Here is a 14,457-nt window from a genome sequence, read left to right on the forward strand (position 1 = left end):
GGTGACCACCGAGCAGGACACCGTCGCGACCTGGAACACCTACGGAAACCACCAACTCGCGCGAGGGCTCGATTTGCCCGAGCTGGACCGGTGGGACTGGGGCATCCCCGGCACCGGCCCCGGCATCGAGGTCTTCGGCGACGTGGCCGGGCTCCGCGTCCTTGACCTTGGTAGCGGCCTCGGCCGGCACGGCGCGCACCTTGCCGCCCGGGGCGCCGACGTCACCGCCGTCGACGCCTCCCCCGCCCAGCACCAGCGCGCCGCGAGCCGCTACCCCGACACCCCGGGCCTGCACCTGGTGTGCGACGACGCCGTGGCCCACCTGCGCGCCGCCGACCCGTACGACCTGATCTACTCCGTCTGTTCCATGCCGTACCTGGACCCCGACCGGCTGCTGCCCGTCCTGGCCAACGGCCTCAAGCCGGGCGGCCGGCTGCTCTTCTCCGCGCTGCATACCAACTCGGACGGCACTGGGCCGTCGAATGAGGCCGCCCCGCGGTCCGAGATCCTGCGGCTGCCCGGCACCACCGACGACCACCCCGTCGACATGTGGGTCCTCACCGCGCAGCTGTGGGAGGGCCTCCTGGTCCAGCACGGCCTCACCATGGAGGCGGTCACCGCGATCGACTCCGACCAGCCGGACAGCCACGTCTCCTACCGGCTGTACGCCGCTCGCCGCCCGAGCCGCGTTCCGTCCCGCCCCCGCACCAGCGCATCGCCGCCACCGCACGCGGCTGTGGGCGTGGGCATCATCGTCCACGGCCCGGACGGAGTCCTACTCGGCCAGCACCGGCGCCGTACGTGGGAGCTCGCGGGCGGCACGGTCGAGCCGGGCGAGACCTTCGCCCAGGCGGCTGTCCGCGAACTCCGCGAGGAGGCCGGCCTCGTGGCGGATCCCGGCGACGCGCAGGTGCTGGGCACGCTCCTGGACCGGGTGGGCGACGTCGTCCGGGTGACGGTGCCCGTCGTCATCACCCGGTGGACCGGCGTCCCGCAGCAGCGCGAGGAGGCCATCGGATCCTGGCGGTTCTGGCCCCTGAACGCATTGCCCGGCCCGCTGTTCGTACCCAGCGCCCAGTGCCTGGCCGCCTGGAAGCCGGAGCTGCCGCTCGACCACCCGTCCGTCCACTTCCAGCGGTACGAGACCCCAGGCCGCGCGTAGCCCGGCGGCCACCCTCACCCGCGTTCGATCGAAAGGCTCCACCACCGTGACCTCATCCCCTCCGGATGCGCCTGCTCCGTCGCTTCTGGCCGTTGCCGCCCACCCGGACGACGAATCCCTCCTCGCCGGCGGAGTCCTCGCCCAACACGCCGCTGCGGGCGCCCGCACCGCGGTCGTCACCGCCACCTGGACGGCCGACACCCACCGCATCTCAGAACTCGCGGATGCTCTCGACATCTTGGGCGCCGGAGCCCCGCGGCTGCTCGGCTACGCCGATGCCCGCAACCCCGACTCGGCACCCGGCGGCGCCGTGCGCCTCGTCGACGCGCCGCTGGACGAGGCCGTCGGCCGCCTGGTCGCACACATCCGCGAACTCCAGCCCGACATCGTCGTCGGCCACGACGCCCTTGGCCAGCTCACCGGCCACCCAGACCACCGGCGTGCCCACCAGATCACCCTCCTCGCCGTAGAGGCCGCCGGCCTGCCGCACCTGTATCCCGAGGCCGGCGAACCCTGGCAGCCGACCGCCCTGTACGCGGCCACGCACCCGGAATCCGGTGTGGGCCGGCTCGGCCCACACCTTCAGAACGTGGGTAAGACGCTCCTCGCGGCACCGGACGCGTACGTGACCACGACCGTCGACGTCTCCCCGTGGGTCGCGCAGAAGTGGGCGGCGATCCTCGCCCACCGCAGCGAAGTCGCCCGCGCACGGCCCCTGCCCGGCCTCCTCGCCCGCCTACCCGAAGACGAACGCACCGAGATCATCCGAACCGAGTTCTTCACCCGCCTCTCCCCCGCCCCCGCGCCGGGCGACCCTCACCGACTCACCGCCTGACCGGCCCACACCCAACCCCCATCGCACCGAGGACCCGCATGAGTACGACGCCACCCGCCTTCGACGCGCCACCCTCGTCCGCCCGGCCCCCGCCCGGGCCGCACCGGCCAGCACCGTCCGGTCACCGCTGCGGACGATCGGGACTCGCAACACGCCCAACTGACGCTCTGATCGGAACTGTCCGAACACTCAGCAGGAACAGGCACCTTGGAGAAATGAAGATATGACGATACGTCTGGCGAACCTCAATGCCTACAAGCTCAAGCCCGTCATCCGCGGCACGAGTTCCTGGAACGCCCGGGTCACCGCCATCGGGGAGATCGCTCCCGACATCCTCGCTCTGCAGGAGGTCGTCGTCGACGAGAGGACTACGGTCCGCGGCGCGTGGGAGGACGAGGCCGCCGCGCTCATCCAGGATCTGGCCGAACAGTGCGGCCTAACTGCCGTCGTGGGAGTGAGCGATGGCCACCCGCACGGCACTGCCATGGCCGCGAACTGGCACCGGCCGTGGTGGACGGCGCTCATGTGGAACCCCGACACCGTGCAGCTCGTCCAGGACTCCTACCGGCCCTTCGGCGCACCGGACTACTGGCACGGCTGCACCACGGCCCGCTTCGACGTCGGCGCCCGGGAGCCGATCCTCGTGATGAGCTACCACGGCGACCCCTTCCGCCCGGACTTCCGGTACAACGAGGCGCTCCGGCTGAAGGGCTCCATCCGTACGACAGGTGGTGTCCAGCCCGCCTTCTGCGTCGGTGACTTCAACTCGATCTCGGCCGCCGAGGTGGACGACGGTCAGGGCGGCCGCCGGTACTACGACGCCGAGCCCTACACCGACATGCGCCATGACGACCTGGAGTTCCAGGTGCAGGCCGGCACGATCGGCACGACGCAGCTGGCGGACCGGCGGCAGACTGAGTTGCTGCTACGCAGGGGATACATGGTCGATGCCGCTGCTCACCTGGGCGCTCCGTGGGACCCGACGGTCGGGCACTGGGAGGACGGCCGCGGTGATCCCGACCCGTGGGGGGCCAGGCGCATCGACCTGGTCCTCGCCAGCCGCCCCGTCGCACCCGCACTGACCGCCTACCGGGCTCACCGCAGTGCCGCCGCCGAGGAAGCGTCCGACCACCTCCCGGTCTACGTGGACTTCGACCCCTCGCGAATCAGCGAGGAGCGGTGATGCGGCGCTTCATGGGACCGAAGCGGCTGTGGGGCACCGAAGACGGTCCGGACGAGGACTGGATCAAGCCGCACGTGCTGTGGCTGCCGCAGGAAGACCCGCAGGTCCTCGACTACTTCCGCCGGCTGCGGGAGGTCGTCGCACGGTTCCCGGACGTGATCACGCCGATCGCGGACGAGGACCTGCACATGACGATCCAGTCGGTCCGGCAGGTCAACACCGCCGGTGTCCGCGTGGACGACGAACAGCTCGCGGCGGCCGCCGAGGAGGTGCGGAGTCGGCTCGTCGACGTGGACCCCTTCGAGATCCAGATCGGTCCGGCCCGGGCCTCCGGCTCCGCGGGCATCGTGGAGATCTGGCCCGAGGACGGACTGGCGGACCTCAACCGCCGCGTCCGTGAGGGACTGCTCGCTGTCGGGATGGTCCTGCCGCCGGCCGAGGAGCACTTCTGGTGCCACATGTCGTGCGGCTACGGCGCCCAGGACAGCGATACGCCCGAGCTGGCGGCGAGGTCCGATCAGTTCGCGTCGGAGATCGGCAAGAGCATCCGTCCCGGCGTCCGCACCTCGGTCACCGTATCGGACCTGTGGCTGGTGTGGGAGCGGCAAGAGCCCGACCGCAACACCTACTCCTTCGAACGCCAGCACCGCCTCCACCTGGGGCGGCGCGGCTAGCAGGTGTGCGCCGCCGCCCTCCCCTGCCCGGGTGAGCGCGGCGGCGTCGCAGCCGCACCTTCCTGGCCGGCTCGTCAGCGATTCGCGACGATTCCCGCCGCCACTATGAACCGCTCGCTACCGTGGGGGAGTCCGCCACTCGGGATCACGACCGCCGCTGCGCAAACGCCCGCCCCCCGGCCGGGATGAGACGGCACGGGCCCGCCAGCATTCGCGCCGCCCCGTGCCGTCGCGGGCTCGAGCTCGTTCCCGCTCCAGAGGCGGGATCGTGACGGCCCGCTCTCCTCGACCCGAAACTGGGGGCGCTCGTGCAGTACGACCTCGCCGATGTGTTCACCGACACCGCGCTCGGGGGCAACCAGCTCGCCGTGTTCACCGGCACCGTGGCGGTCGACCCCGGCCTGATGCAGGCCATCGCTCTGGAGATGAACCTCTCCGAGACCGTCTTCCTGCGCCCCGCCGAGGCGGGCGGCGACATCCGGGCGAAGCTGTACTCCACCGTGACCGAGGTGGACTTCGCCGGCCACCCGCTGCTCGGCACGGCCGCTGTCCTGGCCCAGCACCAGGCCGCCGACGAGACCACGCTGCACATCGAGACGAACGTCGGCGTCGTGCCGGTCACCACCCGCCGCCTGGGCGAGGATCGGTACACCGCATGGATGCGCCAGCCCCTCCCGAAGGTCTCACCCGTCCCGGACGAACAGGCTGCCGGACTGCTCGCCGTGCTCGGGCTCCAGCAAAGCCTGCTGCCCGTCACCCTGTACGACGCGGGGATCCCGCACCTGTACGTGATGGCCGACTCCCCCGAGGCAGTGCGCGCCGTCGTCCCCGACTTCCCTGCCCTGGGCCGAGCTGCCGGCCCGGGCCGGGCCCGCATCAACGTCTTCGCTCTCACCGGCCCCGACACCGCGGTCACCCGCATGTTCTCCCCCTACGACCGCGTTCCCGAGGACCCCGCGTGCGGGTCGGCGGCTGGCCCGCTCGCCGCGCACCTCGTACGCCACGGATTTCTCGCCTCCGGCGTTCAGCTCACGCTCAGCCAGGGCGAGGCCGTGAACCGGCCATCCACCTTGTATGCGCAGGTGGTGGCAGACCAAGATGACATCCAGTCGATCGACGTCGGCGGCGGAGTCCGTCTCATCGGCTCCGGGCGTCTACGTCTTCCCGGCCTTGGCGGCAGCGCCGCGAGGCCGGGTGATCGCACCGAAACTGCGTAACGAGGGGACCACGACGTGGGCAAGGGCAAGCGGCTGCGGGCGCAGCGAGTGAAGGAAGGGACCGTAGGGCGGGGGCGGGAGCTGGCCCCGGAGCCGTCCCGGCCGGTGTCGATGGACGACATGGGCGGCGGACGGCTGTCCTCGTACACGCGCCAGGAGATCAGCAAGCAGGTGTACGCGTGGATGATCCTCCTGTCCTATATGGAGGCCGCGCTGGAAGGTGCGGACGGCCTGCCGGAGAACCTGTTCGCCCCGCAGAAGTCGGGCGAGAGCGACGAGGACTACACGGCGCGGATCAAGGTCGACCGCCTTCTGGTGGAGACCCGAGCCATGGCCGGCAGCCCGGCGGAGCAGGTGGCCGAAGTCCTCTCCAGCTGGGTTCCAAGCTCTCTGGTTCCCGGCGTCGTTGACCACCTCGCCGGCGAAGGCCTGCGGCACCTGGACACCGCGATCCCGGACCCCGGCCAGTGGCAGGCCGGAGCCCGGCCCCTCCTCGGGATCCTGTGCCCGCCCAAGCACTGGGAGGCCGCGCTCGACCAGCTCGAAGCGCTCGCCACCAGCCGTCTCAAGATCACCGATGCCATCGCCGAACGCCTGACCGGCCAGCCGGTCGCCACCGTGCACGCGGCAGCCGCACTCGTCACCTGGCTGTACGGGCGCCCGGACATCATCGCCGACCCGGCGGCAGCCCGCCTCGAACTCGCCGAGCGAGCCGGTAAGTTCGGAAAGTTCGTCTTCTAGGTCCGCGCACCGACCCGACCCCGACCAGCAGGAGCCAGCCCATGCCCCCTCGCTCACCGGCCCCCGATCCGTGGGACGAGGCCGTACGGCGCGCCACCGACGCCACCGCGGCCGACCGGCCCGGCGGGATGAACGAGCAGTGCTGGGACGACGTGGCGATGCGCAGCATCGTCGCCACGGTCCTCTACGCCCTGCACCTGCGTGAGCGTCAGCCGGTCGACGCGATCGGCTGGCCGGCAGTGCTGTGGCAGCTGCACGACGACGTACGGGTGACCAAGCTGGTCACCACCGTCCTCCCCCACGCTGGCCACGATCTGTCGCGCACCGCTGCGCCCGGCGACCCGGTGACCGAGTGCTGGCGGTGGCTGACCCGGACCTGGGACCCGAATGCCCCGGTGAAGTCCGCCTTCCTCCAGCCCGCCCTCTCGCGTGGCTTCCAGGAGGGCTGGGTGCCGGACGCACCGGAGCTCCGGTGGGGCGGCATGAGCCGTGGCATCGCAAGTGGTCTGCCCGACCCCGCTCTGGAGGTCTGCATCCACTGGGCCGGGGGTGTCGTCCAGCGGCAGATCATCACCGATAGCCAGGGCCACCACACCTACGACCGGGTCAAGGTCATTTCCGGGGTGTTCACTGGGCACCGCGGGTATGTACGGAACGTCGGCTGGCACTTCGACGACACGACCGAGACGGCCGACGGGCCGGCCGGGTACGTGGTCGACCTCGACGACATCGAAGGAACCGAGGACATCGACGCCGACCAGGTCGAGGCGGGCACCGATCTTCGCTGGCCGCGACGTCCCGAAGGAACCCTCAAGGACGGCCCTCCCCGGGGATGGAACGATCCGCTGCCGCCGGCCAAGACCTGCGAGGAGAACCTCCGAGAACTCCTCGACCGGGCCAGCAACCCCGACATCGTGCCGGAAGAACTGCGCCGCGCCATCACCGCAGCCCACCACCATCACCACCTCGAGCTGGACTGGCAGGCCAGCCCCGACCCGGAGCGGTTCACCTGGCGCGTCCTGCACCACTGGTACCAGCTGACCGAGCACTACGCGGACGACCAGCGCGCTGACCTGTACGAGGTCGTCGTCACCCGGCACCTCCACGACGCCGAACCCGCCCACCACCTCGCCCTGAGCGAGGACGACCTTCCTGGCCTGATCGCGCACTGCACTACCGGGGAGTAGGCCCGACCGGCCTCCTGGCCGTACGCCTGTGCGCTACGTTGGGCGCGGCGCAGGACATGCACGCGCCGAGACCGCCGTGCGCCGCGCCCACGCCGCACCGCCCGGCATGAGGTCGAAGGCTCGCCGGATACGGTCCGGCACCCGGACCGGCGTCCGGCGAGGGCCCATGAGCTTCGCTCTGACCAGACACGGACTTCAGGGCGGGACGGCGTGGGCACCCCGCCCGCTAGGAACCGGTCATGACCAAGCGCGGGAGCAACGACCGCAAGGCCAAAGCGCGCCGCATCGCCAAGGAACGCGACGTCCGGGTCACTGAGGCGCACAGCCTCCTGCTCCAGGCCAAGAACCGCAACGACCCCCGGCCGTCCGACGCGTCGGCCGGGGAAACCGCCTACTCCTCCGGCGAAGCGCACGAGCTGCGGATTCACCGCACCGCCGCCGACGGCACGGTGGAAGTCCTCGACGGCGACGCCGCCGCCCACGCGGTGTGGCAGGCCAGCCCCGGCGCCCTGACGGCCGGATGCCGGTGCGGCTGGGTCAACCCCCACGCCGGCCCGCGCTTCCCAGACCTGCCCGCGCCCTACGGCGTGGAACCCAACGAGCAGAAGCACTGGCGGTGGTATCAGCTGGCTGCCTGGGCCGAGCACGCGGGCGACATGGAAGGAGAGCCCTCCTCGGCCGAGTACGTCCAAGACCCCAGCGTCACGATCAACGACTTGACCATCCAGGTGATCTTCGACTTGCGGCTGCTCCTGCACCACGCCCAGGACGACCGCGAGACCGTGGCCGCCACCTACGAGGCGATGGAGACCCTTCTGCGGACCGCGCGGATTCGCATCGCTCACGAGCGAGCGCGGCCGGGCTCCGGCCGGCAGCCGGACGCCGGACAGCCCGATCAGGAAGAACCCTCGGTGTCCGAGGAGATCCCCGTAAGCCTCGACGTCCTTCTCCGGCGTACCAATTCCGGGCGCAGCGGCGGGTACTGGGAGCTGCTCGCCGTCGAGTTCGCTGCTGCGGAACTGCGCCGCCTGGTCCTGCAAGAAAGCCAGCACGCGGTGTCGACGGTTCCTGATGCTCCAGTGTGACGGCGGTCAGGCCGTGGCGGGCAGAAGGCGAGTAGAGAGGTCCCGTCCGGTGACCGCCGCCAGTTGCGGTTCCAGAGCGGCCAGCCGCTCAGCCAGCACGCCGGCGCGCTGACGGGCCGCCTCGTAGCGTACCCAGGCCCGCACGTGGGCCGGGTCGGGGAACTCGCGGTCCAGGGCAAGGACGGTGTCGTCGGCGTCCGGCCGCGCCCGTTCGGCGCAATGGGCAGCCCAGCTCTCGTGGAGCAGGGACACGTCCGCGCAGGCGAGGTTCGCCTCGAAGACCGGTGAAGTCAGCGCATGGTTCGGGCCGAGGACGTTCAGCAGCCTGGTGAGCGCCGTCTCGATGTGGCCGCTGTGCTCGACGGTCGCGCCGACAACGCTGTCCGGCTCGGCGGCGGTGGAGCTGGAGGGGGTGCGGGTTGCAAGCATTAGCTGGGCCCGCCACACGGCGGTGCGGATCTGCTCCTCGCGCACCCTCGTCCTGCGCTGCTTCACGGTCCACCGCATCCGCGGGCCCCTCCCCTTCGCTGCCTGTTGATCGCCGCGGCCACTCTGCCAGCCCAGCCGGTGCCGTACCAGGGGACCGACGGCTTCCGGCCGGGTGTCCGCGACGGACCTGGCAGACTCCGCGCCATGCGGAAGAACATCATCTGGGCCGCCACGGGTGCGCTGGCCGTTGTCGCCGCCGTGTTGTTCTGGGCGGTTGGCCCGGTGAAGACCGGCCTGGCTATCGGCGGCATGGCCACGACCACGTTGGCCGCGGCGAACGTCCGGCACGCCCGGCGCCGGGCCGCCGCCAGACCGGACGGTGTCGCAGCTGCACCGGATCGGTGGAGCCACCTCATACCCGGCCTGGCGGATGCGTCCACCCCGGCGGAGATCACCGCGTGCATGGAGCAGGCCCGCTTCGCCACTTTGTGGGATGCCGCCCGGACGTGGGCCGGGGGTCTGGTGCTGTGGCACGTCACCGCCTACCCGTCCGCGTGGACCACGCGCGCCCACGACGCCGCCGCTTACGGAGCCTGGGCCGGCGACCTGATCGCCGCGGCGATCGTGGACACCGCACGCGAGGACAGCTTGGACGCCGACGACGGCAGCGCCCTCCGTGGCCTGGGGATGGACCGGCCGGCCTCCCGCCTCGCCGACCTGCGCACCGCACTGGCCACGCTCACCCGGCACCCGGACACCCCAGCGCAGTACATCGAGACCGCGCAGCACCTCAGCGCCCTCGCCGCCGGGGACGCCGACCAGCAGGCTGCCGCGTTGTTCACTGCCGGGATCGCCCGCCAGGGCCTGGCCGCCCACGCTGACGAGGGCGCCGTGCTCGGCGACCGCATCCCGGCCCTCGCCCAGTGGGAGGCCACCCGCACGATGTGGCACCACCGCCCCGCCCACGGCCCCTACCGCGACGCCCGGCCCCTGGCGGACCAGAGCGAGCACGTCGACCTGCTCGCGGCCGCGCTCCTGCACCACCGGCAGGCCGGCTCCACCGGACCGGCCTGCCAGGAGCGGGCCTACCGCCTGCACCGTGCCGCCCTCGACGACCGCTTCGCACTGCTGTGGCCGGGCCCACCCCCGGGTGAACTCGCCACCCTCGCCGACCAGTCCGCAAGGCGCCTGCTGGAATGGGACCGCACCCAGCCCGATGCTTCACAGGCGGACTGCCAGCAGGCCCGCTGGTACGACTTCCCCCGCGAGTACGTCCGTCACGCCTACCGCCAGGACATGGCAGTGGACGCAGAAGCCTCCAGCTGCTGACGCCCTTCGGCGGCCGCCAGCAGCTGGAGGCGGCACGGACTTCTCCAACCGGCCTCCGAGTCCAGAGCAGAGGCGATACGTTGCCCGGATGAAGCCGTTCGTCTTCCAGCAGGGCCAAGACTCCTGGGACAAGGGGTCTCTGCTCCACGCGTACGTGACCGTGGACCTCGGCCGGAACCCGGACCTCGCCGACCTCGTGCACGGCGTTCGCGCCGCGACCGCGGACGACCCCCTCGCCCATGTCGGCGACCAGTGGCTACACATCACGGTCCACCAACTGTCCCAGAAGCCGGCCGTCGACGTCCCCGCCGAGGAACGCCAGGCCCTGGCCGCCGAACTGGCCCGGCAGATGCGCACCGTCGAGCCCTTCACCATCACCGTCGGCAGCCCCCTGGCGTACGGCACCGGCATCATCTTCGACCTCGGACCCGACGAGCCGCTGAACGCGCTGCGCACCGCCGCCACCCGGGCATTCGAGACGGTCCTCGGCGAAGGCACCACCGTCTACGACACCGGCGTGCTGCACCTGACCGAGTCATACGCGAACCCTCGGGAGTTGCATCAGACGGGCGAGTCTCTCCAGGTCGCCACGTCACAAAGCATGCCTCGCCGACTCCGAGGAGTCTACGCTCTGGCCTCCTGACCAGGCAGCATTGCACCCACTTCCCGTCTGATGCAAGATTTGCCCATCGGACGGGAAGGGGTGACTCGTGGTCAACCGCATGGTCGATCTTGCCGGCGCGGCCCATCTGGAGCTGGTCTCGGGCGTGGTGCAACTGCGCCCCGAAGACGCCATGTTCGACGCGATGCTGCGCGGATGGCGGAATCAGCAGCTCGCACGGAACCTCAAGGCGAAGACGATCGGCGACCGGGAGAAGCTGATCCGCCGGTTCCTCGCCTTCGCGAACCAGTACCCCTGGGCATGGACCCCCGTCCACATGGACGAGTGGTCGGCCACGATGACCGGCGAGAAGCACTTCGCTCCATCCACCGTGCGCAACTACCAAGGCGCGGTACGGATGTTCAGCGAGTTCCTCATCGACCAACGCTACGGCTGGGCGCCGGCCTGCGAAGACGCGTTCGGCACGTACCCGGTGGCTATCTGTCATGAGTGGAACACCATCCCGCACCTCCAGGACTACGAGGGGGATCCGGAGGCCCGGCCGTTCACGCGCGAGGAGCTGCAGCTCTTCTTCGACTACGCCGATGAGCAGGTCGAGCGGGCGGTACGCGCGGGACGTAAGGGGGCTCTGGCCGCCTACCGGGACGCCACTTTGTTCAAAGTGATCTACGGGTGGGGTCTTCGGCGAACTGAGTCCTCGCGGCTGGATCTCGTCGACTTCGGGCGCAACCCCAAGGCGCCGCAGTTCGGCCGGTACGGCTCGTTGAACGTGCGCTACGGCAAGGCGAAGAAGGGCCAGCCACCGCGGCGTCGGAACGTGCTGTCCGTTATGGAATGGGCTGTGGAGGCGGTCGAGGACTACGTTGCGAACGTCCGCCCGCGCTTCGGGTTTCCTGATCACCCGGCGTTGTGGATCACTGAGCGCGGCGGCCGGCTGCAGCCCGGGTCGATCAACGACCGGTTCGAGACGTACCGGGATGCGCTGGGTCTGTCCGAGGAGCTGGTCCCCCACTCGCTACGCCACTCGTACATCACGCATCTGACCGAGGACGGGGTGGACAGGCGGTTCATCCAGCAGCAGGTGGGCCACGAGAATGACAGCTCGACCGCCATCTACACCCACGTCAGCGACGATTTCATGAACTCGGCACTCCAGCGCGCCCTGGCTCCGGCCTTCGCGTGAAGGTGCTGCTCAGGGAAGGACACCCGATGCCCGCAGCGAAGCTCGACTACCGGTGGCACCTGCGCAAGGTGATGGCCGAGCAGGGCATGTTCAACACCAGTGACCTGATTCCGCTGCTGGCCCAGCGCGGCATCACGCTGTCCTCCAGCCAGGTCTACCGGCTCGTGGTGGAGCGTCCGGAACGGCTGAGCATGAAGGTCTTCATGGCCCTGCTCGACATTCTCGACTGCCGTATGGAGGACCTGATCGAGCCGGTCGCCACCGCCGGGGCGGCTACTCGACCGAGGAAGGCCGCGGCGGCCGGTGAGAGCGCGCCGGAGTCCGGGCTCGGCACGCTGCGGCCGAAACGGGCCCGCATTACCGGGGTTGAGTAATGGCAGCGAGCATCGACCAGGCGATCGACGACGATCCGCTGAGCGTCGTCGTCGATCAGATCGCCGCTGTCGAGCGGGGACTTTCGGCGGACCGGATCCGGGAAGTGACGCAGACTGTGCTCCCCGGTCGCACCGTGCAGCGGAGAGTCGCCCAGGAGCTTCGGGACAACGCAGGAGTGCTTCGCACTGGGCGTTCTCCCTCGGTGTGGGCGGTGGGCAAGCTGCTGGTGGCCCTGACGAAGGCCGGCGCTGTGCAGGTTGCGGTGCCGCGCTGCTGCGGCTGCGACCGGGAGATCCGGAGCCTGTTGAGTCGCAAGGGCGGTCTGTGGGCCTGCGGCGGGTGTTCACGGGCCAAGGAGGAGTGCGGTGCGTGCGGGACGATCGGCTACGTCATCAGTCGGGACCGCCTGGGCCGGCCGCGGTGCCCGCGATGCCCTGATGACGAGGATCCGACAGAAGAGCTGATCGAGGCTGTGACCGGCCGGCACCCGGGCCTTGAGCGGGAGACGGTGGAGAGGGCGCTCGCTGGTTGCTCGACCCGGCGCGCCGTACGGCGCCGGGTGGCCTGGGCGGTTCTGGACCAGCCGGAGCTGCTCACCGGCGTGGGTGCCCAGGCGCCCACACCTTCGGCCCTGGCCTTCATCAACGCCCTGGTCGACGCGGGTGCCACCACGGTGGTGCGGCCGGGCTGCGCGCTCTGTGGCGTGGCCGACAGGCTCCGGGCGAAGCGGGACGGGCAGCGCATCTGCTGGCGCTGTGACGACGAGGCGCGGGCCGAGACCTGCGCATCCTGCGGCAAGCTCCGTAAGCCCGGCTACCGGAATGACGACGGCCGAGCGGTATGCAGGGATTGCCGCGCCAATGATCCGATCAGCCACGAGCCGTGCACCGGGTGCGGCCATCGCCGACGGGTCAAGGCCCGTACCGCACAGGGCCCGTGGTGTCAGCAGTGCAGCCCGCGGGAGCATCGAGAGTGCAGCGTGTGCGGGCAGACACGGCGGTGTCTGACTTCCCGGGCGACCGGCAGCCCGTGGTGCAGGAACTGCCGGTCCCGCCATATCCGCTGCTCATCGTGCGGTGCGGTCGCTCCGCTACGGGGCGGGACCCTGAGGGCTCCACTGTGCGCGCCGTGCCTGAATCCCGATCCGGACTTCTGGGACCGCTGCCCCCTCTGCGCGACGAGCTGGCAGTTCGGCACCGAGCCCTGCCAGCGGTGCCTGGTCGGCCAAAGGCTGAGCGAGCTGCTGGGTCACCGTGACGACGAGGTGCCGGCCGAACTCGAACCGTTTCGCCGGGCGCTGGCGGGGGTGGAGCGCCCCGACCACGCCATGGGCTGGCTGGCGAAGCCGAAGGTAGCCACGCTCTTGACGGCGCTGGGAGGCGACCCGCGCTCGGTGACCCACGACGTCCTCGACGAGCTTCCCGCGGGAAAGCCCCTGAACCATCTGCGCGCCGTCCTGGTGGCCAGCGGCGTACTGCCCGCCCGCGACGAACGGATCGCCCAGCTGGAACGCTGGGCAGCCGACCAGATCGCGACCCGTACCGATCCTCACGATCGCCGCATCCTGCACGGATACGCCATCTGGCATCACCTGCGCCGGCTGCGGAGGCGGCTGCGCGGCCAGCCGATGACAGTCGCTCAGGGCTCGAATGTCCGCGTACACATCACAGCCGCCATCCAACTCCTCGAGCACGCGTCCAACCGCTGCGGCTCCCTGAACGCCTACACCCAGGGTGAGTTGGACGAGTTCCTCGCCCACCACGCGACCTACCCGTCGCGTGCGGCGCACTTCGTCCGCTGGGCCGTCGCTCATCGTCACGCGCACAATATGAAAGCCCCGGCCACGCGGTGGGCGGGTCCCAGCGGCCCGTACGACGAGGACAGACGATGGGAGGTGGCACGCCGGCTCCTGCACGACGACGGACCGCCGGTCGCCGACCGGGTGGCCGGCCTGCTGCTCCTGCTCTATGCCCAGACCGTGAACACGATCCGCCACCTGACCGTCGGCCATGTCCAGCGTGACGGCGAGCGGCTGACGATCCTGTTCGGGGACCGGCCGATCGTGCTGCCCGCGCCACTGGACGCCCTCGTGGAAGAGCTGATCACTCATCGGCGCGGCCACACACTGCTGGACGTGCCCGGGACCTGGCTCTTCCCCGGACGGCTTCCGGGCCAGCCGCTCAGCAGCAGCCAGGTCGTCAAACGGCTCAGGGGCCTCGGCATCAAGCCGCGGCAAGACCGTGGCACGGCCCTGTTCACCCTCGCCGCCGAAATCCCGGCCGTGATCCTGGCGCGCACGCTGGGCATTCACCGCTCGGTGGCCGTGCAGTGGCAGCGGGCCAGCGGCGGTGACTGGGCGGCCTACGCGGCGGACGTCGCGGCCCGCCCCGTACGGACCTCGCCTCCCGCCGGCTGACCGCCGCACGAACGGCGGC

General features: G+C 70.8%; 14 protein-coding genes. 13 read left to right on the forward strand and 1 reads right to left on the reverse strand.

Annotated features, from left to right (window positions below):
- Position 1: 1 nt before the first annotated feature.
- The 8 genes from F7Q99_RS43500 (at position 2) to F7Q99_RS35685 (ending at position 8,084) form a co-directional block, all read left to right on the forward strand.
- On the forward strand, positions 2-1,162 hold the full coding sequence (locus tag F7Q99_RS43500; protein WP_326847505.1) for a bifunctional class I SAM-dependent methyltransferase/NUDIX hydrolase: 1,161 nt from the start codon (positions 2-4) through the stop codon (positions 1,160-1,162).
- 46 nt (positions 1,163-1,208) lie between these two features.
- Positions 1,209-1,997: a PIG-L deacetylase family protein gene (locus F7Q99_RS35655; RefSeq protein ID WP_326847506.1), complete on the forward strand. Its 789-nt coding sequence runs from the start codon at positions 1,209-1,211 to the stop codon at positions 1,995-1,997.
- Positions 1,998-2,220: 223 nt separating this feature from the next.
- Positions 2,221-3,180: an endonuclease/exonuclease/phosphatase family protein gene (locus F7Q99_RS35660; protein ID WP_153470124.1), complete on the forward strand. Its 960-nt coding sequence runs from the start codon at positions 2,221-2,223 to the stop codon at positions 3,178-3,180.
- A complete protein-coding gene (locus F7Q99_RS35665) occupies positions 3,180-3,854 on the forward strand; it encodes a 2'-5' RNA ligase family protein (protein ID WP_153470127.1) in 675 nt (224 codons plus the stop codon). Before F7Q99_RS35660 ends, F7Q99_RS35665 begins: the two co-directional genes overlap by 1 nt.
- A gap of 308 nt (positions 3,855-4,162) precedes the next feature.
- Positions 4,163-5,071 carry a PhzF family phenazine biosynthesis protein gene (locus tag F7Q99_RS35670; protein WP_195911396.1) on the forward strand — a complete coding sequence of 303 codons (909 nt, stop codon included), beginning with the start codon at positions 4,163-4,165 and terminating at the stop codon, positions 5,069-5,071.
- Positions 5,072-5,086: 15 nt separating this feature from the next.
- A complete protein-coding gene (locus F7Q99_RS35675) occupies positions 5,087-5,812 on the forward strand; it encodes a hypothetical protein (RefSeq protein ID WP_153470133.1) in 726 nt (241 codons plus the stop codon).
- A gap of 41 nt (positions 5,813-5,853) precedes the next feature.
- Positions 5,854-6,999 (forward strand): hypothetical protein, encoded by a 1,146-nt coding sequence (locus F7Q99_RS35680; protein WP_153470135.1) that lies wholly within the window; start codon positions 5,854-5,856, stop codon positions 6,997-6,999.
- 239 nt (positions 7,000-7,238) lie between these two features.
- Positions 7,239-8,084, forward strand: coding sequence for a hypothetical protein (locus F7Q99_RS35685; protein ID WP_153470138.1), 846 nt, complete (start codon positions 7,239-7,241; stop codon positions 8,082-8,084).
- A 6-nt stretch (positions 8,085-8,090) separates the two neighbouring features.
- Here the strand turns inward: F7Q99_RS35685 and F7Q99_RS35690 are convergent, their stop codons facing one another.
- Entirely contained in the window at positions 8,091-8,591 is a 501-nt protein-coding gene (locus tag F7Q99_RS35690) for a hypothetical protein (protein WP_153470141.1), read from the reverse strand.
- 126 nt (positions 8,592-8,717) lie between these two features.
- Between F7Q99_RS35690 and F7Q99_RS35695 the strand changes: the two genes are divergently transcribed.
- The 5 genes from F7Q99_RS35695 (at position 8,718) to F7Q99_RS35715 (ending at position 14,438) form a co-directional block, all read left to right on the forward strand.
- A complete protein-coding gene (locus F7Q99_RS35695) occupies positions 8,718-9,842 on the forward strand; it encodes a hypothetical protein (RefSeq protein ID WP_153470144.1) in 1,125 nt (374 codons plus the stop codon).
- Positions 9,843-9,930: 88 nt separating this feature from the next.
- Positions 9,931-10,485 carry a 2'-5' RNA ligase family protein gene (locus F7Q99_RS35700; protein ID WP_153470147.1) on the forward strand — a complete coding sequence of 185 codons (555 nt, stop codon included), beginning with the start codon at positions 9,931-9,933 and terminating at the stop codon, positions 10,483-10,485.
- A 79-nt stretch (positions 10,486-10,564) separates the two neighbouring features.
- On the forward strand, positions 10,565-11,647 hold the full coding sequence (locus F7Q99_RS35705) for a tyrosine-type recombinase/integrase (RefSeq protein ID WP_153470420.1): 1,083 nt from the start codon (positions 10,565-10,567) through the stop codon (positions 11,645-11,647).
- A 26-nt stretch (positions 11,648-11,673) separates the two neighbouring features.
- Positions 11,674-12,021 (forward strand): helix-turn-helix domain-containing protein, encoded by a 348-nt coding sequence (locus F7Q99_RS35710; RefSeq protein ID WP_153470150.1) that lies wholly within the window; start codon positions 11,674-11,676, stop codon positions 12,019-12,021.
- Positions 12,021-14,438, forward strand: coding sequence for a site-specific integrase (locus F7Q99_RS35715; protein ID WP_153470153.1), 2,418 nt, complete (start codon positions 12,021-12,023; stop codon positions 14,436-14,438). The genes F7Q99_RS35710 and F7Q99_RS35715 overlap by 1 nt, the downstream gene beginning before the upstream one ends.
- Positions 14,439-14,457 lie beyond the last annotated feature (19 nt).

Source organism: Streptomyces kaniharaensis (genome assembly GCF_009569385.1).
GTDB lineage: Bacteria > Actinomycetota > Actinomycetes > Streptomycetales > Streptomycetaceae > Kitasatospora > Kitasatospora kaniharaensis.